We start from the raw sequence: 19,505 nt of genomic DNA on the forward strand, positions 1-19,505 counted from the left end.
CGCCGCAGTCGGGACGCCGACGCTCACTCACGCACATCCAGAACACGCTCGGGCTCAGTCAAGTCGCAGCACATACCCCGACGCTTCCCGGGCCGAGGCGAGACGACCAGAGGCCCGGATCAGGCCGAACCGGCAGGTGCCGGACCCGGACCGTCGGGAGAGGAGCCGGGCGTGAACGTGACCGGCAGGCGCTCGGGCCCGCGCAGGCCGCTGGGCTTCCACCGCAGCTCGCCCGGCGGTACGGCCAGGGCGAGACCGGGGAGCCGGCGCAGGGCGGTGCCGATGGCGATCTGGCCCTCCAACCGGGCCAGCGGCGCCCCCAGGCAGTAGTGGATGCCGTGTCCGAAGGCCAGGTGCGCGTTGTCCTGCCGGGTGAGGTCCAGACGGTCGGGGTCGGGGAAGCGCGCCGGGTCGCGGTCGGCGATGGCGGTGGCGATGAGCACGGTCGCGCCGCGCGGGATCGTCACGCCCGAGATCTCGACGTCCTCGCGCGCGAAGCGGGCGATTCCGGGGTTGACCGGTCCGTCGTAGCGGAGGAACTCCTCGATGGCGTCCGGTAGCAGCCCTGGGTCGTCCCGCAGCATCTGCAACTGTTCGGGGTGGGCGAGCAGGGCGGCGATGCCACCGCTGACCAGGTTGACCGTGGTGATGTATCCGGCCACCAGCAGCAGGAACGCCATGGCGATCAGCTCGTCCTCGTCGAGCCGCTGCTCCTCGTCCCGGGCGGTGATCAGCGCACTCAGCAGGTCGTCCCCGGGCTCCGCCCGCTTCGCCTCCAGAAGCTTCGTCAGATACGAGCGCATCTGCTGCCACGCCGCGTCCACCACGGCCGGGTCCGGCGGTTCCGCGCCGCGGAGGATCATGTCGTCGGTCCACCGCTGGAAGTCGTACCGGTCCGTCACCGGCACCCCGAGCAGCTCGCTGATCACGGTGACAGGGAGTGGCAGCGCGAAGTCCGCGACGAGGTCGGCGCGGCCGGACGGCACGACGGCGTCGAGCAGCCGGTCCGCGATGTCCTGGATACGGGGTCGCAGCTCGGCCACCCTGCGCGCCGTGAACGCCTTCGAGACCAGGCGGCGCAGGCGGGTGTGGTCGGGCGGGTCGGCGCGGAGCATGGTGCGCATCATGGACTCGCGCTGCGACGCGGGCAGCTGCTGCAGGAGCCGGGGGTCGGACGCGTCGCGGGCATCGCTGCTCAGCCGCGGGTCGGACAGGGCGGCGAGGCCGTCCTCGTAGCGCGTGACCAGCCAGGCCTCCAGGCCGCCGGCGATGACCGCGCGCCGCACCGGTCCCTCCTCCTGCAGCTGGCGATACAGCGGGAAGGGGTCGGCCACGAAGGCCGGGTCGGCATAGGGGAGAAGGACCGGCTGCCGGCTCACCGTGCTGCTCATCGTGGCCTCCTCGTGCTGCTCATGTGGCCTCCCGGAGTCGCGTCGCGACAGTCGCGACCACGTGGCGGATCAGCGGATCGTGGCAGATCTTGAGGGTATATGCCCAGATATGGCCGCCTCTGCGATTCTCACCCAAAGGGAAGGGAGGGGCGCGATGGAACGGACCGCGTGCTGCGTGGTGGGCGGCGGGCCCGCCGGGATGGTCCTCGGCCTGCTGCTGGCCCGGACCGGCGTGGAGGTCACCGTCCTGGAGAAACACGGCGACTTCCTGCGCGACTTCCGCGGCGACACCGTGCACCCGTCGACGCTGGCCCTACTGGACGACCTCGGCCTGGCCGAACGGTTCGCGCGGCTGCCGCAGCGGCGCGTCACCACCGTCCAGCTGCCGATCGGCCAGGACCGGTCCCTGGTCACCGTCGGGAACATCGGCGCGCTGCGGGGCAAGTACAACTACATCGCGATGGTGCCGCAGTGGGACCTCCTCGACCTTCTCGTGGACGAGGCCCGCCGGGAGCCGTCGTTCTCCGTACGCATGAGCACTGAGGCGACGTCCTTTCTGGAGGAGGGCGGCCGTGTCACGGGAGTCCGGTACCGCACGTCCGACGGCCGCACCGGCGAGCTGCGCGCCGCCCTCACGGTCGCCTGCGACGGCCGGGGCTCGCTGGCCCGCTCGCTGCCCGAACTGGGCCTGCGGCAGTTCACCTGCCCCATGGACGCATGGTGGCTCCGGCTGCCACGGCGCGACGGCGACCCGCACGGGCTTGTGGGAGGCGTCGGCGAGCGGTTCCTCACCGCCATGATCGACCGCGGGGACTACTGGCAGTGCGCCGTGCTGATCCCCAAGGGAACCGACGGTCTGCGCCGCGCGGCCGGCCTCGAGACGTTCATGGCCGAGTTCACGGCCGCCGTCCCCTGGCTCGCGGACCGCGTGCACGCGCTGCGGTCCTGGGACGACGTGAAGCTCCTCGACGTACGCATCGACCGCCTCAGGCGCTGGCACCGGCCGGGGCTGCTCTGCATCGGCGACGCGGCACACGCGATGTCGCCGGTCTTCGGCATCGGCATCAACCTTGCCGTCGAGGACGCCGTGGCCGCCGCGCGGTATCTCGTCGAGCCGCTGCGCGCGGGTACGGTCGGCCTGCATGACGTACGGGCCGTGCAGCGCCGCCGCTGGCCGACCACGGCCGCGACGCAGGCCCTGCAGCGGACCGCCCACGCCCGGGTCATCGAACCGCTGCTCGCGGGCCGCCCGCCCTTCGGCAACCCCAGGCGGGCCCAGCGGCTGACCGAGCTGCTCACCACCTCGCGGTGGCTGAACAGGGTGCCGGCGTACTTCCTCGCCTACGGTGCCGTACGGGAGAGGCCGCCGGCTGCGGCGGTGCGGTGAGCGGTGGTGGTCGGGGCCTTGTGCGGCCTGGCGGCCTGGTTCGGGCCGCCGCCCGCGTTGCGGCCCCTCGTGCCGCCTGCGGGGCGCCAGGAGCGCACCGCAGGCAGTGCGGGACCGGTGACGCGGCACAAGCGATGCGGCGCTGTGGCACCTGCGATGCGGGCTGCCCGCCGTTCGGCGGGTGATTCCCGCCGAACGGCGCGTACGCAGGCCGTTCCCTAGCCGTGCATCATGAACGCCCTGGCCACACCGCCGTGGCCGTGACGCGAGGAGTTCCCATGACCGCTGAGCCGACGGCCTCCGCGTCACCGGTAGCCGCAACACCGGTGGACGCATCACCAGCAGACACCGAGCCGGTATACCCGCCGCCGCCCTTCGACCCGGAGCTGGCGGCCGCGCTGGAAGTGCTCGGTGGGCAGATCCCGCCGGGATTCGCACCCGAGATGATCCCCTCGATGCGAGAGGGCTCGTCCGCGTTCCAGGTCCCGGACGAGGAGCTGACCAGGAACGGAGCTTTCCAGGTCGAGGAGCGGGCGGTGCCCGGACCTGAGGGAGCGCCGGACATCTCGCTGCTGATCTGCAGGCCGACTGGCGCGAGCGGAGCGCTCCCGGCCGTGTACCACATCCACGGCGGCGGCATGATCCTCGGCGACAACCGGCTGGGCGTGACCGAGGCGCTCGACTGGGCCGAGGAACTGGGCCTGGTCGTGGTGTCGGTGGAGTATCGGCTCGCGCCGGAGAACCCGTATCCGGCAGGCGTCGAGGACTGCTACGCGGGCCTGGTGTGGACGGCCGAGAACGCCAAGGAGCTCGGCATCGACCCCGAACGCATCCTGGTCGCGGGCGGCAGCGCCGGTGGGGGACTCTCCGCGGCCGTCGCCCTGCTGGCCCGGGACCGCGGCGGGCCGGAGCTGATCGGGCAGATGCTGATGTGCCCGATGCTGGACGACCGCAACGACTCGGTGTCCGCCCGCCAGATGGCCGGGCGCGGCGTCTGGGACCGCACGGCCAACGAGTCGGGCTGGGGCGCGCTGCTCGGCGAGGCGCGCGGCGGACCGGACGTCTCGCAGTACGCCGCCCCCGCCCGCGCGACCGACCTGTCCGGGCTGCCCCCGGCCTTCATCGACGTGGGCTCGGCGGAGACGTTCCGCGACGAGGACATCGCGTACGCGGGCCGCCTGTGGCAGGCGGGCGCGCGCGCAGAACTCCACGTCTGGCCGGGCGGCTTCCACGGCTTCGACGGCTTCGCCCCCCAGGCACCGCTGTCCCAGGAGTGCCGGGCCACCCGGCTGCGCTGGCTGCGGCGACTGCTGGGCGCGTGACCGGTTGGGCCGCGAGGCCCGCCCCACGCGGCCTGGCGGCTGGGGTCGGCCGGTGTGCCCGTGCGGTCTGAAGACCCGGACCGTTCCGTGTGGCCTGGCGGCTGGGGTCGGCCTGCGTGCCCGTGCGGCCCGACGACCGGGTGGTCGACGGCTGGGGCCGGCCTGCGTGCGCGTGCGGCCCGACGACCGGGTGGTCGACGGCTGGGGCCTGCGTGCGCGTGCGGCCCGGCGACCGGGTGGTCGACGGCTGGGGCCGGCCTGCGTGCGCGTGCGGCCCGGCGACCGGGTGGTCGACCGCTGGTGCTGGTCGGCGTACCCATGCCGTGGACGACCCCGTGCGGTCGACCGCTGGGGCCGGCCGACTGACAGTCCGCCTGAGCAGAGCCGCCGGGCCGTCGGCGGGATGCGGGGGCCGGCGGGACCGGACGGACCGGCCGGCCCACCTCCGTGCCGGGTGCCGGGTCGGCGTCGGACGCCGGGCCCGGGTCTCGGACCGGCCCGGTGTCTTCAAACCACGGCGCTTGGCAGGGCGGGTTCGCGGTCGCAGGATGGTGTGCGTGAAAGAGCTGGCAGGCCGGCTCGCGGCGCTCGACCCGGACGCGGGTGCCGCGTTGCAGGTCATCACGTACTTCGACCGCCTGATGGAGGGCCGGGTCGGCCTTGAGGCCCTCGTGCGCGGGGCTGCCGTCCTGTCCGGTTGCCCCGCGCGGCTGGTCGACGAGCGGCGTGGCGTACGGGTCCGGGTCGATCAGGACGGGCGGCGTGACACCTCCGTCGGGCCCGTCGACCCTGCCTGGCCATGGGTACCGCTGGAACCCGTCGGCTCCCTCAGTTCCAGCGGCTCCGGCAGCTCCAGAGGCTACGGCTCCAGCGGCTCCGGAGACTCCGGCGACTCCCCAGCGACGGGCACCGCTGACACCGCCGCCATCATCCCCACCGCTCCCGACACCGCCACCACCGCCACGCCCCCGGGGGCCTCGGCCGCTCTCTGGCTGGAGCGGCCCGGCCCGGCCGACGGCGTGCACGCCATGATCCTGGAGCGGGCCGCACACGCCGTACGGGCGGTCATGGACCGGACACGCGGATGGGCACCCCTTGCCGTACCCGCTCACGACCCCGCTCTGGTCGAGGTGGTGCTGGACGCGTCCGCGCCGCTGTCCGCACGCACGCATGCCGCGGCTCAACTGGGGCTCAGGCAGGGGCAGTCCGTACGAGCGGTCGTCCTCCACGGGGGTGGTGCGGAGGTCGTACCCGCCGGACAGCCCCTGCCCGAGGTGCGGAGGGCCGGTGTGGGACCGGCCGTGGAGCCGGCCGAGCTGCCGCAGTCGTGGGCGGCCGCCCGGACCGCGCTCCGGTTCACCGCCGAGGGCACGGCACAGGATCCCGGGCCGCGCACGGTGTACGCCGAGGAACTGGGTGCTCTCACCCTGCTCGCGGCCGCGGTGGGCCCGGACACTCCGCCGATCCCCGACGTACTCGCCGTGGAACGCGCGGTCGCGGAGGCACCCTGGGCCGCCGCGACGCTCCACGCCGTGGCCTCCTCACCGAGCCTGCGGGCCGCCGCCGGCGAACTGACGGTGCATCACTCGACACTGCAGGAGCGCCTGGCGCAGGCCGAGCACATCCTCGGCTGGGAGGTGCACTCTCCTCAGGGTCGGCTGCGCCTTCAACTCGCTCTCGCAGTACGGAAGTTGCGGCGGACTGCGCCCGCGCTTCCGGGCGCACGCAACGGAGAGCCGGGAGCCGGAGAAGCGGCGACACCGCAGTGAGGGGCCACCCCCCGAAGGGACGGCTCCAGGCGAGGCCCGGCCCAGCGGCCGGATTCCGGCGGGCGGAGCGGCCATGCGGCCGGATCCGGACCGGAAACAGCCGGCGACCCGATCCCGACCGGGAGCGGCCCGGCGGCCCACCGGCTCGTTCCGGACGGGAAGCGTGGCCTCCCGGCTGCGGACGAGGCCGCCGTTGAGGGCCTGCGCTGGACTTGCCGTCGTGGCCCCGGTCAGCGGCAGCCGTCACTGCCCATCGTTGCCCGCCGCACGGCGCGCCTGCCCCCGGCGGCGGAGCAGGAGCAGCCCGCCCGCGAGCGCGGTGACGCCGGTGGCGGCGGTCCAGGCCGCGAGGTCGGATGAGCCGGTGGAGGCCAGGTCGCCACGCCCGCCGAGCGGAGTGGCGTCGGAGGACGGTGTGGCGGAACCGGCGCCCGAGCCGGACACGGCGGTGGAGGCCGAAGACGATGGCGAGGGGGAGGCCGAGGCGGACGCCGAGGGGGATGCGGTCGTCTCGCCCGCGGCCGCCTTCGGCCGGGTGAACGCCAGCGTGCCGAAGCCGAGCTGGTCGTAGCCGCCGCTGTTGGGCCCGTAGTCACCGCCGCCGCCCTCGGGGGCCGCCTGCGCGGCGATACGGGTCAGGTACGTAGCGGAGAGCCCGCGGCGCTTGGTGTAGTGGTTGGCGATCATGGCCCAGATCGGCCGGACCATGGCCGGGTCGGCGGCCGCAACCCCGGACGTGGTCTCCGTTCCCGACCATCCGTTGATCGCGCCCTTCTTCCGGGTGAAGGGGGTGAAGGGCACCTCCCCGCCCATGCTCCACTTCGCCACGTACTGCGCGCCCTTGAGGAAGCGGCTGTCGTCGTAGCCGTACAGGTCGATGCCCTGGTTCCAGGCCATCTCGCAGATGGTGCCCATCAGACCGACGCCCAGCAGGGCGTGGCCCTGGTCGCGGCCGGCCTCCGCCCATTCGGCGAGGCCGTCGTCGTGGACGACCGGGATGGCGTTCCGAATCGAGCCCATGCCCTCGCCGTGCTTGAAGTAGTCGACGGCGCGGTCGACTATGGCGCGGTCGTCGCACAGGATGCCGGTGGCGAGGACGCAGGCGATGGCCGTCAGGTCCCAGTTGGCCCAGTAGTTGGAGATGACGGCGCCGTTGTGGTTCGTGAGGAAGTCGTCGCTCAGCGGGTGGAAGACGTCGAGCATCATCTTCTGGAAGCGGGCCAGTTCGAAGCCGTCGTGGTCGCGTACGAGCTCGGCGGCGTTGGCGAACTGGTAGCCGTAGAGACCTGCGGCCAGGAACCGGTCGGCGCTGCCCTCGAGCGAGGTCAGCTTGGCCGACCAGGCGTTGAGGATGTCGCGGGCGGTGTCGGCGTGCGCGGTGTCGCCGGTGACGTGCCAGCGCAGGGCGTTCTGGTACGCGGCGTGGATGTCGTTGTAGAGCGTGACGTAGTTCTGGGGCGACCCCGAGCCGCGGTAGACGGTGGCCTGGGGGTTGGCCTGCCAGCCGCTCTGCGCGTGCCGGTTGGCGGTGAGCCGCGCGAAGCCGGCTGTGTAGGGCTGGGCGCCTGCCTTCACCTTGGCCGCCATGCGGTCGAGGTCGGCCTGGGTGTGCAGCAGCCCGGGGTGCGCGAACGTTCCGCCGGCCGCCGATGCCGGTACTGCCGCCGTCACGGCGGCGGCCCCGATCCCGGCGGCACCCGCGGCCGCACCGGCGATCTTCAGCATGCCTCGGCGGCTGATCTGTGCTGTCACGGCTGTCACTTGCTTGGTTCCTTAACGGTCGGTGACTACGGACGCGTACGCACAGGAGACGCGAGCGAGTCCGGCCGATAACAGAAAACCGAGAAGTGGCCGGTGCAGGCCGAGTTGGACCACTGAGAACCACCGGGACCGGTCACGCACCGGGACGGGCGCCCCGGCTCAGCGAGCCGCGGGCCGAGCCCCCGCCACCTCGTCGTAGAACGCGTTCGCCGGAGGACCGAGGAGTTCGTGGGCCTCGATGAACATCTCGTGGGCGTCGCGGCCCACCCAGCCCCCCGGGAGCAGCTCGGTCGGCAGATCGGGGTCCCGGAAGGGGAACTTGCGGTAGTCGTACGTAAGCCGCATGCGTTCTGTCAGCGCTTCCTCGGGTGTCAGATGCCCGGCCCGGTAGGACGGCATCCGGACGCGGTAGGTGCGCAGCAGCTCGCGGTAGTCCTCGTTGAGCGCGTCCAGGTCCCAGCTGCGGGCCGCCATCTCGCGGTCGACGGGGAGTCCGGCGGACTGGCAGCGCAGCGTGTCGAGGCGTACGGCGGGCTCGTCGGCGAACTTCTCCCGGACCTGCTGGAGCCGGTCGTGCGGGGACACATAGGTGGAGGGCGCGAGCGGGCCGAAGCCGAGCCACGCCAGTTCCTTGCGGATGCGGTCGCGGACGCCGCGCTCGGTCTCGGGCACCGAGTAGATGACCATGTACCAGTGGCGGTCCCAGTCGGTCCGTACCGGCTCGAAGATGCGTGACCGGCCCTCGTCGAGCAGCTGGAGGCTGCGGGTGTTGAGCGCGTAGAGGGTCTCGCGGCCCTCGCGCCGCGCGTCGAACCAGCCCTCCTTGCGCAGCCGGGCGAGCACCACGCGCACGGTGCTCTCGCCGACGCCGAAGCAGCCCATGAGCGTGCTGAGGGTGCGCAGCCGGGCGGCGCCGCCGCGGTAGCGGACGTAGTCGCCGAACAGGTCGAAGACGATCGAGCGAGGCTTCACGAACACGACTATGTCATACGACCGGCCGTCGCGAGGAAGAGACGGGTGCGCTGGCCGACCATGCCAGCACTGGGAAAATTACGTGTCATCTCATTGACGGTCGCGTTTCAGACGACACATACTGCCGACGTTCCGGCCATCCAGGCCGGCCGAGGCTGCAGGAGTCGGCAATGACGCCAGAGACTGTTCAACCCGCTGTTCGCACCGAGCGCGCCGCACGCCGGCGCCGTCCCGAGTTCCTGGTCACCGGCCTGTGCTTCGCGGTGATCGTCTTCGACGGATACGACCTGATCGTCTACGGCGCCACCGTCCCGGCGCTGCTGCAGTACGACAGCTGGAACCTGACGCCCGCCATGGCAGGCGCCATCGGCAGCTACGCGCTCATCGGCATGCTGATCGGCGCGCTGATCGCGGGCGCCGTCACCGACACGGTCGGGCGGCGCAGGGTACTGCTGACCGGAGTCGCCTGGTTCTCCGCCACGATGATCGGCTGTGCGCTGGCGCCGGACGCGACCTGGTTCGGGATCTTCCGGTTGCTGGGCGGGATCGGTCTCGGCGGGGTCATGCCGACCGCTGTCGCGCTGACCGCCGAGTACGCGGACCCCAAGCGGCGCAGCCTCAACAACGCGATGATGTTCTCCGGCTACGCGGTCGGCGGGATCATCGCGGCCGTGCTCGCCATGACCCTCATGCCCGCGCTCGGATTCCGGTTCATGTACGCCATGGGGGCCGCCCCGCTGCTGCTCGTACCGCTGCTGGCCCGCTACATACCGGAGTCGCTGGCCTTCCTGACGGCGAAGGGGCGGCACGAGGAGGCGGCCAGGACGGCGGCGAAGCTCGGGATCGAGGTGCCGGCGCCCGGTCCCGCATCGGACGACAGGCCCTCTCCGGACGGCGAAGCCCTCGGGCAGCGGAAGCGGGCCGGGCTCATGCAGCTGGCCGGCCGGGAGTACCTCGGGCCCGCGCTCCTCTTCGCGGCGGTCAGCTTCTTCGGACTGCTGCTGGTGTACGGCCTGAACACCTGGCTCCCGCAGATCATGCGCGCGGCGGGCTACCCGCTCTCCGGCTCCCTGCTGTTCCTGCTGGTGATGAACCTCGGCGCGGTCGTCGGCTCACTCCTCATCTCCCCGCTGGGCGACCGGTTCGGTATGAAGCCGGTCACGATGGCCGTCTTCCTGGCCGCCGCCGTCTCCATCACGCTGCTCGCTTTCGCGACGGCCGCGCCCCTCATGTACGCCTTGGTCGCGGTGGCGGGATTCGGCACCATCGGCGCGCAGATCATGGTCCTGGGCTATGTGGCCCAGCACTTCCCCGTGGAGGTCCGGGCCACCGCCCTCGGGTGCACGCTGGGACTGGGGCGGCTCGGCGCGATCACGGGTCCGCTGTTCGGCGGCTTCCTGCTGGATGCCGGAGTCAGCACGGCGTGGAACTTCTACGCCTTCGCCGTGCCCGCCGCCCTCGCCACCGCGCTGGTGCTGCTGCTCCCGGGGCGGGCACTCGTGGAGCGGGGACTCCCGGGGCAGGAGCGGAATCTTTCCGCAACAAATCATTGACGAGCGTAAGTCAATACGACACACAATTGAGCTCCGGGTGGCGGTCGCTGGAAACGCGTCCGGAGCTGTACTCGACGCGGAGGCAGAACATCATGGTTTCTCGGATCGCTTGCGTGGGAGGCGGCCCCGGCGGGCTGTTCTTCGCGACGCTCATCAAGCAGGCCGATCCGTCGGTCGAAGTCACCGTCTTCGAGCGGAACCGGGCCGAGGACACCTTCGGCTTCGGTGTGGTGTTCTCCGACGCGACGCTGGCCGGAATCCACGAGGCCGATCCGGTGCTGCGGACCGGCCTCGCGGACCACGGCCGGCACTGGGACGACATCGAGATCCGGCTGAAGGGCCGGCGGATCCGCTGCGGCGGCAACGGCATGGCGGCCATCACCCGTAAGACGCTGCTCCAGCTGCTGCACCGGCGCGCGGCGGAGGTCGGGGTCGACCTGCGGTTCAGCTCCGAGGTGCCGTCCGACCCCGGGCAGCTGGCCGACTACGACCTCATCGTCGCCGCCGACGGTGCGAACTCCGCCTTCCGGGGCCGCCTCGCCGACGTACTGGTGCCCGAGGTCGAGGTCGCCACCGCCAAGTTCATCTGGTTCGGAACCAGCTACCTCTTCGACGGGCTGACCTTCGTCCACGAACACGGCCCGCACGGAACGTTCGCCGTGCACGGCTACCCGATCAGCGACGACGTCAGCACCTTCATCGTGGAGACGGACGAGGAGTCGTGGCGGGCAGCAGGTCTCGACGAGTTCGACACCGCGCAGCCGCCGGGCCCGAGCGACGAGAAGACCAGGCGGTATCTGGAGAAGCTCTTCGCCGAGCAGATCGACGGACACGAACTGCTCGTCAACAACTCCCGCTGGGGCAACTTCCGCACCTGGCGCACCCGCCGCTGGACCAGCGGCAACGTCGCCCTGCTCGGCGACGCCGCGCACACCGCGCACTTCTCGGTCGGCTCCGGGACGAAGATGGCCATGGAGGACGCCGTCGCGCTCGCCGGAAGCCTGCTCGAACACCGCGACGACCTGCCGTCCGCGCTGGAGGCGTACGAGGCGGCACGGCGGCCCTCCGTGGAGAAGATCCAGGGGTCCGCCCGCCCGAGTCTGTCGTGGTGGGAGCACTTCGGCCGCTACCACGACGCGTTCGAGCCCACGCAGTTCGCCTTCCACTTCATGTCGCGCAGCATCGGCAAGGCGCGGATCGCGCGCCGCGACCCGGACTTCATCGGGCAGGTGGAGCGCGACTGGCGCGCCGGGCACGAGGGCCGCGACCCGCTCGAGACGCCGCTGCGGCTGGGCGAGCGGGAGTTCGCCGGGCGGCGGTTGAGCACGGCGGACATCGAGGAGCTCAGGGGCGCGGATGCGGGCTGCGTGTGGCTCGCCGCGCCGGACGGGGAGGCGGAGCTGCCTGCGGCGTACGGGCGACTGGCCGAAGCCGTCGCGACCGTCGCGGATCAGGGCGCACCTGCGCTGGCCGCCGTGCACGCCGGCACCCCGCTCACCCGGTCCCTGCTCGCGGAGCAGGCCCGGCTGGTGCACGGGATACCCGCGCTGATCGTGGAGGACGGCATGGACGACGACCGCGCCGAGACGCTGCTGCTGTCGGGCCGTGCCGATCTCGTCGGTTCGCTGGGCGATGTCGCTTCGCTGAGCGGATCCGGTTCGCTGAGCGAATCCCGCTCGCCGAGCGAATCCCGCTCTCTCAAAGAAGCCGGCGTGCTGGGCGAAGGGGAGGCGCGGGCGTGACCACGAATCTGACACCGATGTTCGCGCCCTCGGGCGTCGTCGTGATCGGCGCATCGCGCCAGAGCGGCAAGCTCGGCGCCGCCATGGCCCGTTCGCTGGCCGCCTTCCCCGGCCCCCGCGCCCTGGTCAACGCTCGCCGCCCGGAACCGGCCGAGGGTGTCTACGCCTCGGTGGCCGAGGCCGCCGCGCACACCGACGGGCGCCTGGACCTGGCCGTCCTGTGCGTACCCGCCGCCGGCTGCGCCGACGCCCTGGCCGAGGCGGCCGCCGCCGGTTGCCGGGCCGCGCTGGTCTGCGCGGGCGGCTTCGGCGAGGCGGGCCCGGAGGGCGAGCAGTACGCGGACGCCCTGCGCCAGGTCGCCGACCGGACCGGAATCCGGCTCCTCGGGCCCAACACCTCCGGGTTCTTCGCCCCTCAGCGCGGACTGACGGCCAGTTTCGTACCGGCCGCGGCGCACCTTCCCGCCGGGGACATCGCGGTGGTCGCGGCCAGCGGCGGCGTCAACCACGCGCTCGCCTTCGATCTGGCGGACGCAGGGAACGGCATCAGCCTGGGCGTGGGCATCGGCGCGGGGCTCGATGTGACCGCCGCCGACGTGCTGGAACACCTGATCGCGGACGCGGGTACGGCCGCGGTGGCCCTGCACCTGGAGACGGTGCCGGACGGGCCGCGTCTGGTGGCCGCCGTGCGCCGGCTCGCCGCGGTCAAGCCGGTGGTGGCGCTGGTCGTCGGGCGGTCGGACGTCGGTGACTTCGCACGGTCGCACACGGGCGCACTGGCCACCTCGTGGCGAACGGCACGGGCCGCGCTGCGACAGGCCGGGGCCGTGGTCGTCGACGACGAGCGGGAACTGGTCGACGCGATCACGGCCCTGTCTCGGGTACGGCTGCCCGCGCACGCCGATCCGGGCCTCGGCATCGTGACAGCCCAGGCGGGACCTGGCCTGCTGCTCGCGGACCGGGCCGGGGCGGACGGCATCCGGATGCCGGAGCTGACCGAGGCCACCCAGGACGCGCTCGGCGGGCTGCTGCCGCCGCTGACGTACCAGCGCAACCCGGTCGACACGGGGCGGCCCGGCGAGACCTTCGCCCGCGTCCTCGGCGCGACGGCGGCCGACCCCACGGTGGATCTGCTCGCCGTCTACGCCCTGACCGAGCCCGACAGCGTCGACGTGGCGTCCGCAGCCCAGGACGCGGGCCTCGGCGCCGACTCGCCCGCGGTGGTCGTCGTCGGAGGCCCGCACGAGGACGTGGCCGAGCAGCGGGCCCGGCTGCACAAGGCCGGCATCCCCGCGCTCACGGGACCGACGTCGGCCGCCAACGCGGTACGCGCCCTGGTCACCGACGCGCGGCAGCGGGCGCGGGTGGCCGTGGCGGGAGTGGCCACCGCTCCCGGGACCACGGGCGTGCCCGGGGGCTCTCTCGACGAGGATGGTGCCAAAACGTTCCTGGGCACCCTCGGCATCCGTACCCCCGCTCGCGTCGCCTGCGACACGCGCGAGGAAGCGCAGCGCGCGTTCGAACGGCTGGCAGTCGGCGGGCAGTCGGTCGCCGTGAAGGTGCTCGACGCGGCGATCCTCCACAAGACGGAGATCGGCGGGGTCCGGCTCGGCATCCGCACCCCGGCAGAGCTGGACGCGGCCCTGGACGCGATCGACGCCATCGACGGGACGGGCTCCACCGGCCCGGGCGGCCGTCGCTACCTCGTCGAGGCCATGGCCCCGGCCGGTGTCGACCTGGTGCTCGGCGCCCGCCGCGACCCCGTCTTCGGGCCCGTCGTACTGGCCGGGCTCGGCGGGACCGCCGCCGAGGCGCTCGCCGACGTGGCGATCCGGCTCGCACCGCTGTCCCCGGCCGAGGCCGCGGCCATGCCGGACGAGCTCGCCGCCCGTGCGCTGCTCGACGGCTGGCGGGGCGGGCCGGTGCTCGACCGCGCCGAGTTCGGACGGGTCGCCGCCGCGCTCGCCGACGCCCTCGCGGCGAGTCCGCCGGACGTCGCCGAGATCGAGATCAACCCGCTGCGTCTGACCGCCGACGGCCTGATCGCACTGGACGCCGTCATCGTGCACACCGGTGCCGCCACCGTGCACGGCACCGGTGCCGATATCGCGCACACCGGTGGTGGCATCGAGCACATCGGCGACGCCGTCACCGTGCCCGCCGGCGAGGAGCCCGGCCAGGAGACCGACAAGGAGACCGATCATGCCCAGGCCTAGCAGCAACGGCGCTGTGCCCTGGCCCGACGCGTACGCCAAGCTCTACACCGGCAAGGGCTACTGGACCGGGGAGACCCTCGGCGACGCGCTGCTGGCTGTCGCGGACGCCACGCCCGACGCGCCCGCCCTCGTCGACGGCGACCGAACACTGACGCACCGTCAACTCGCCGAACGCGCCGACGCCACCGCACTCCGCCTCGCCGAACTGGGCCTGCGCCCCGACGACCGGCTCGTGGTGCAGCTCCCCAACACCCTCGAGTTCGTGGTCCTGACGTATGCCTGTCTGAGGCTCGGCGTCATCCCGGTGATGGCGCTGCCCGGTCACCGCCGGCACGAGATCTCCCATCTCGTCGGACACTCCGAAGCGGTGGGGATCGCGGTCCCGGATGTCCTGAAGGACTTCGACCACCAGGGCATGGCGGCCGCCGTCGCCGACGAGCACCCGACCGTGCGCCATCTCCTCGTCCTCGGCGAAAAGATCGGCGAAGGGGCCGTGGACCTGCGGGAACTGTGCGCGCCACCAGAGGAGGGAACGGCAGAGGCCGCCGTGGCGGCGCGGGCCGCAGTGGACGCGTACCGGCCCGACAGCCGCTCGATCGCGGTCTTCCTGCTCTCCGGCGGCACCACCGGGTTGCCCAAGCTGATCGCCCGTACCCACGACGACTACCTCTACAACGCCCGCCGCAGCGCCGAGGTCTGCGGCTTCGACCCGGACACGGTGTACTTCGCCGCGCTGCCCATCGGGCACAACTTCCCGCTCGCCTGCCCGGGTCTGCTCGGCGCGCTCCTGTGCGGCGGCCGAACCGTCCTCGGCTCCCCGAGCCCCGACAAGGCGTTCGCGCTCATCGAACGCGAAGGCGTCACCGCGACCGCCGTGGTCCCTGCCATCGCCCAGCGCTGGCTGGAGCACCGGCAGGACCACCCCGGCGCCGATCTCGGCTCGCTGCGCGTCCTGCAGGTCGGCGGCTCGCGACTGGCCGACCATGTCGCCCGCCGCGTGGGCCCGGAACTCGGCTGCACGCTCCAGCAGGTGTTCGGCATGGCGGAGGGGCTGCTCAACTACACGCGCCTGGACGACCCCGAGGACGTCATCTGTACGACGCAGGGGCGCCCCATGTGCGAGGACGACGAACTCCTCGTCGTCGACGAGCAGGGCGAGCCCGTGCCCGACGGAGCACCCGGCGTGCTGCTCACCCGCGGTCCGTACACCCCCCGCGGCTACTTCCGCGCCGAGGAGCAGAACGCCCGCGCGTTCACCGAGGACGGCTGGTACCGCACCGGCGACATCGTGCGGCTGCGGCCCGACGGCAACCTCGTGGTCGAGGGCCGCGACAAGGACATGATCATCCGGGGCGGCGAGAACATCTCCGCCGAGGAGATCGAGAACCTGGCGTACCAGACCCCCGGGGTCGCCCGCGCGGCCGCGGTGGCGATGCCGGACGCCCAACTCGGCGAGCGAGTCTGCTTGTACGTCGTACCGGAACCCGGCTGCACCGTGACCCTCGCCGACGTGCACGAGGTGATGGAGCGCGTGGGCGTCGCCCGCTTCAAGTTCCCGGACCGGCTCGTGGTGGTCCCCGAACTGGTCGCCACCAAGGTCGGAAAGATCGACAAGAAGGCGCTGCGCGCCGACATCACGCGCCGACTCGGCTCCGAACACCACGCCTGAACACCCCGCATGAACAAGCCACTGCACAAGCCACGGAACAAGCCACGGAACAAGCCACGCGATCAAAGGAGATCGACATGAGTGAGACCTTCGTGCTAGTCACGGGAGCCTGGCACGGCGGATGGGCCTGGCGCCCGGTCGCCACCGCGCTCCGGGCCGCCGGGCACCAGGTGCACACACCCACCCTGGTAGGCCTCGGCCCCGACGACGACCCGCGCGGCGTGACCCTCACCGACACCGTGAACGGGCTCGTCGAGTACGTCGAGCACGCGGGCCTGACCGATGTCACCCTGGTCGGACACAGCTGGGGCGGCTATGTGCTGACAGGCGCCGCGCCCCGGCTCGCGTCCCGCCTGCGGCGGCTGGTCTTCTGGAGCGCGTTCGTCCCGGAGGACGGCGAGTCGCTGATCGACGCGTGCCCGCCGCACTACGGGGAGATGTTCCACGCGCTGGCCGCCGCCTCCGGCAACGACACCGTGCTGCTGCCGCTGGAGGTCTGGCAGCAGGCGTTCATGCAGGACGCAGGCGAGGAGGCCCAGCGGACGGTCCACTCCCTCCTCGTGCCGCAACCGCTCGGCACGTTCACCGAGAAGCCGGACACGGCCGCGTTCCAGGCGCTCGACATACCCACCAGTTACGTCCTGTCCACGGAGGACGTCTCACTGCCGGGCGAATGGGCCTGGGCCGAACGCTTCCCGCAGCGCCTGAAGAACCCGCTGGTCATCGAGGTCCCCGGAAGCCACGAGGGCTGCTTCACGCGCCCCACCGAACTGGCCGACGCCTTCATCAGGGCCTGCGCGTCGCGTTAGGCGTGGGCACCTCCTACAGGTGGCCCCGGCAAGGTTCGAACGGTCCCGCCGACCGTCGGCGTCGGGTAGGCGGGACCGGGGATGTGGGATCTGGCCGGACCCACCCGCGGGTGGGTCCGGTCAACTGGGCGGCTGGACGATGTTGACCATCCAGGAGACGCCGAAGCGGTCGACGCACATCCCGAAGGTGTCGCCCCACATCTGCTTCTCCAGCGGGACGGACACGGAGCCGCCGGCGGACAGCTTCTCCCAGTAGCCGCTCAGCTCGGCGTCGTCGTCGCCGCTGAGGCTCACCGAGAAGTTGTTGCCCGGCGTGTACTCGCCCTCAGGGGTGTCGGCGCCCATCAGGGTGAAGCCGCTCGGGGTCTCCAGCATGCCGTGCATGATCTTGTCGGCGTCCGGGGCGTCCGGCTGGCCGAACTGTCCGTAGGCGGTAAGCGCCAGGGTGCCGCCGAAGACCTCCTTGTAGAACTCCAGCGCCTGCCGGGCGTCTCCGGCGAAGATCAGGTACGGGTTGAGTCGCGAGGCCATGAATACCTCCTGGAACGGGGTAAACGGTCGGATCTGCGCGCAGACTAGCGCGGCCCACTGACAACGGCCTGCAGACAGAAGGAGGCCGGCCCCAGTGCGCGGAGCGCATATCTGGGCCGGCCCCAGTACAGGAGCTTGATCCGAAGTGTCCCGGCGGGGGACACGGAACATGGGACGAGTGACCAAAGGACCGGTCGGACTCAGGTGGTCACCGCGCACTGACCGCGGTCCGCGGTCTTGGGTCCCTCCGTGGTGGGACGGAGGTCGAAGTCGAAGATGCTGGTGGGCAGGTAGAGGGAGCAGCAGGCGTTGGGGATGTCGACGATCCCGCTGATGCGTCCCTCGATGGGGGCCGCGCCGAGGAGCAGGTAGGCCTGCTCTCCCGTGTAGCCGAACCTCTTCAGGTACTCGACGCCGTTGAGGCAGGCGCGGCGATAGGCGACCGTCGCGTCCAGGTAGTAGTTGGTGTCGGTGTCGTGGTCCACGGAGACCCCGATGAAGGTGAGGAACTCCGAGTACCGCGGCTCGACGTTGCCCGGCATGAACATGGGGTTGGTGCTGACGCCGTACTTCTCCATGCCGCCCTTGATCAGATCGACGTGGAAGTCGATGTAGCCGCCCATCTCGATGGCGCCGCAGAAGGTGATCTCGCCGTCTCCCTGGCTGAAGTGCAGATCACCGCCCGACAGCTTGGCGTCCTTGACGTGCACGGGGTAGAAGACGCGCGACCCGCGAGTGAAGTTCTTGATGTCGTGGTTGCCGCCGTTCTCCCGCGCGGGAACGGTGCGCGCTCCATCCCGGGCGATGGCTTCGGCCTCCGATCCGGTCGCCTTGCCGACGAGGGCGGCGTTGGCGGTGGGCGCGAGTCCCAGAGCCGGGACCCGGTCGGGGTCGGTGTCGATCAGGGCCTGCTCGCGCCTGTTCCACCTCTCCAGCAGCTCCGCTGAGGGCGCGGTGCCGAAGAGACCGGGGTGGGTGATGCCGGTGAAGCGGACACCGGGTAGATGCCTGGACGTCGCCACCTGCCCGTGGAAGTCCCATATCGCCTTGTAGGCGTCCGGGAAGTAGTCCGTCAGGAAGCCTCCACCGTTGGCCTTGGCGAAGACGCCCGTATATCCCCAGCCCTGGCCCGGCGCGTCTCCGACCTGTTGCGGTACCGGTCCGAGGTCGAGAATATCCACGACAAGCAGATCGCCCGGCTCCGCGCCTTCGACGCCTATGGGCCCGCTGAGCATGTGTGTGGCATCCAACTCGACATCGCGCACGTCGTTGGCGGAGTCGTTGTTGCCGATCTGTGCGTCGGTCCATTCCCGGCATTCGACTCGGAACTCGTCCCCGGGGCGGACCATCGCAGCGACCGGGACGTCTGGGTGCCACCTGTTGTGTCCAGGTACATCCTGGTCGCGCATCGACCGGGACTGGTCGACGCTGAAGATTACTTCAGGCATGTGAACTCATTCCTCAGGTGTTCTGTACCGGTGAGCGGGTGTGGCATGGCGTCGGTGGCGTCGGGGGTGGCCCGAATGCCCCCTCATGCCGCTTCTTGCGTCTCGTCAACCACCTCCCGCGCTCCGATGACCGTGTCGGCGGCGATCGTCCGGCCAGGTCCGGCAGGTCCGTGCGGCCGCTAGCCGGGGCTGCCGGCCGGGTAGCCAGGGGCGCCGTACTGCTCCTCTGCGGGCTTGCCCGGCCCCCTCCGGCCGACTACGAACCACAGCGCGCCGAAGGCCAGCACGCCGAACGCGCCCAGCGCGATCGCGATCTCGTAGTAGTTCTCCGCGACCCAGTAACCGGACAGCAGCAGGAACGCCGGTATGACGCCGGTCACCCAGCCTTCGATTGCGGTCACCCAGCCGACATAGGGCGTCAGGGCCTCCCGTTTCAGTCCCAGTAGCAGGAAGAAGAAGAACCAGAGGAACGCCCAGTAGAGCCATATGACTCCGAACGGCGCGTCGTCGAACAGCCGGAAGCTGACGAAGGAATAACCCAGAGCCACGATGGCCACGAACAGCGAGTAATAACCCACGCCTGTCGTGTCGAGCCCCATGAGCAGTCCGACTCCGACATACAGGTATGTGAAACCGAAGAGGAAGATGCCCGACGCCAGCAGAATTCTTCTGGGATCCTGATTCGCGGCGATGATGAGATATACGGGTGTCAGGACCTGAAGCCCGCCCACGAACAGGTTGAATATGGCGGCTGACCGGCTGTCCACCTTCCCCAGCAGCATCAACCCGTTCAGGAACAGCACCGCGCCAACGAAGAGAAGTCCGACGTTGGCCAAGGGGATACACCTCCCGTTATTTCGCTCTCGCGAACGATATGCCCGCCGACCGGTCATTGCGACCGAAAGCTGTTGTGCTCGATCAAGCTGTTATGCGCG

Annotated in this window: 14 protein-coding genes; 8 read left to right on the forward strand and 6 right to left on the reverse strand. The window is 71.5% G+C overall.

The features are described 5' to 3' along the window. Window positions 1-119: 119 nt before the first annotated feature. Window positions 120-1,379 carry a cytochrome P450 family protein gene (locus tag ACSMXV_RS28125; RefSeq protein WP_473179090.1) on the reverse strand — a complete coding sequence of 420 codons (1,260 nt, stop codon included), beginning with the start codon at window positions 1,377-1,379 and terminating at the stop codon, window positions 120-122. Window positions 1,380-1,545: 166 nt separating this feature from the next. Between ACSMXV_RS28125 and ACSMXV_RS28130 the strand changes: the two genes are divergently transcribed. The 3 genes from ACSMXV_RS28130 (at window position 1,546) to ACSMXV_RS28140 (ending at window position 5,869) form a co-directional block, all read left to right on the forward strand. Further along, window positions 1,546-2,778 (forward strand): FAD-dependent oxidoreductase, encoded by a 1,233-nt coding sequence (locus ACSMXV_RS28130; protein ID WP_473173993.1) that lies wholly within the window; start codon window positions 1,546-1,548, stop codon window positions 2,776-2,778. A 278-nt stretch (window positions 2,779-3,056) separates the two neighbouring features. Continuing rightward, complete coding sequence (locus tag ACSMXV_RS28135; RefSeq protein WP_473173994.1) at window positions 3,057-4,100, forward strand: alpha/beta hydrolase; 1,044 nt, start codon at window positions 3,057-3,059, stop codon at window positions 4,098-4,100. A gap of 557 nt (window positions 4,101-4,657) precedes the next feature. Continuing rightward, window positions 4,658-5,869 (forward strand): helix-turn-helix domain-containing protein, encoded by a 1,212-nt coding sequence (locus ACSMXV_RS28140; protein ID WP_473173995.1) that lies wholly within the window; start codon window positions 4,658-4,660, stop codon window positions 5,867-5,869. A 243-nt stretch (window positions 5,870-6,112) separates the two neighbouring features. Here the strand turns inward: ACSMXV_RS28140 and ACSMXV_RS28145 are convergent, their stop codons facing one another. After that, complete coding sequence (locus tag ACSMXV_RS28145; RefSeq protein WP_473179091.1) at window positions 6,113-7,594, reverse strand: alginate lyase family protein; 1,482 nt, start codon at window positions 7,592-7,594, stop codon at window positions 6,113-6,115. Window positions 7,595-7,789: 195 nt separating this feature from the next. Beyond that, window positions 7,790-8,602, reverse strand: a complete 813-nt coding sequence (locus tag ACSMXV_RS28150; RefSeq protein WP_473173996.1) for a PaaX family transcriptional regulator — start codon at window positions 8,600-8,602, stop codon at window positions 7,790-7,792. 170 nt (window positions 8,603-8,772) lie between these two features. Here ACSMXV_RS28150 and ACSMXV_RS28155 point away from each other — a divergent pair, with 170 nt between their 5' ends. From ACSMXV_RS28155 to ACSMXV_RS28175, 5 genes are all read left to right on the forward strand, one after another. Then, a complete protein-coding gene (locus tag ACSMXV_RS28155; protein WP_473173997.1) occupies window positions 8,773-10,155 on the forward strand; it encodes an MFS transporter in 1,383 nt (460 codons plus the stop codon). Between the two features lie 113 nt (window positions 10,156-10,268). Beyond that, on the forward strand, window positions 10,269-11,897 hold the full coding sequence (locus tag ACSMXV_RS28160; RefSeq protein WP_473173998.1) for an FAD-dependent monooxygenase: 1,629 nt from the start codon (window positions 10,269-10,271) through the stop codon (window positions 11,895-11,897). Next, on the forward strand, window positions 11,894-14,113 hold the full coding sequence (locus ACSMXV_RS28165; RefSeq protein WP_473173999.1) for an acetate--CoA ligase family protein: 2,220 nt from the start codon (window positions 11,894-11,896) through the stop codon (window positions 14,111-14,113). The genes ACSMXV_RS28160 and ACSMXV_RS28165 overlap by 4 nt, the downstream gene beginning before the upstream one ends. Then, window positions 14,100-15,782 (forward strand): (2,3-dihydroxybenzoyl)adenylate synthase, encoded by a 1,683-nt coding sequence (locus ACSMXV_RS28170; protein ID WP_473174000.1) that lies wholly within the window; start codon window positions 14,100-14,102, stop codon window positions 15,780-15,782. The genes ACSMXV_RS28165 and ACSMXV_RS28170 overlap by 14 nt, the downstream gene beginning before the upstream one ends. Before the next feature lie 77 nt (window positions 15,783-15,859). After that, window positions 15,860-16,591, forward strand: a complete 732-nt coding sequence (locus ACSMXV_RS28175) for an alpha/beta fold hydrolase (RefSeq protein ID WP_473174001.1) — start codon at window positions 15,860-15,862, stop codon at window positions 16,589-16,591. Between the two features lie 120 nt (window positions 16,592-16,711). Here the strand turns inward: ACSMXV_RS28175 and ACSMXV_RS28180 are convergent, their stop codons facing one another. From ACSMXV_RS28180 to ACSMXV_RS28190, 3 genes are all read right to left on the reverse strand, one after another. Next, the gene (locus ACSMXV_RS28180; protein ID WP_473174002.1) at window positions 16,712-17,122 is read right to left on the reverse strand and encodes a VOC family protein; all 411 of its coding nucleotides are present in this window, start codon (window positions 17,120-17,122) and stop codon (window positions 16,712-16,714) included. A gap of 200 nt (window positions 17,123-17,322) precedes the next feature. After that, window positions 17,323-18,570, reverse strand: a complete 1,248-nt coding sequence (gene fmdA, locus ACSMXV_RS28185) for a formamidase (RefSeq protein ID WP_473174003.1) — start codon at window positions 18,568-18,570, stop codon at window positions 17,323-17,325. A 179-nt stretch (window positions 18,571-18,749) separates the two neighbouring features. Next, window positions 18,750-19,406 carry an AmiS/UreI family transporter gene (locus ACSMXV_RS28190; RefSeq protein ID WP_473174004.1) on the reverse strand — a complete coding sequence of 219 codons (657 nt, stop codon included), beginning with the start codon at window positions 19,404-19,406 and terminating at the stop codon, window positions 18,750-18,752. Window positions 19,407-19,505: the final 99 nt, after the last annotated feature.

The sequence above is a fragment of the Streptomyces sp. DSM 42067 genome (assembly GCF_055792885.1).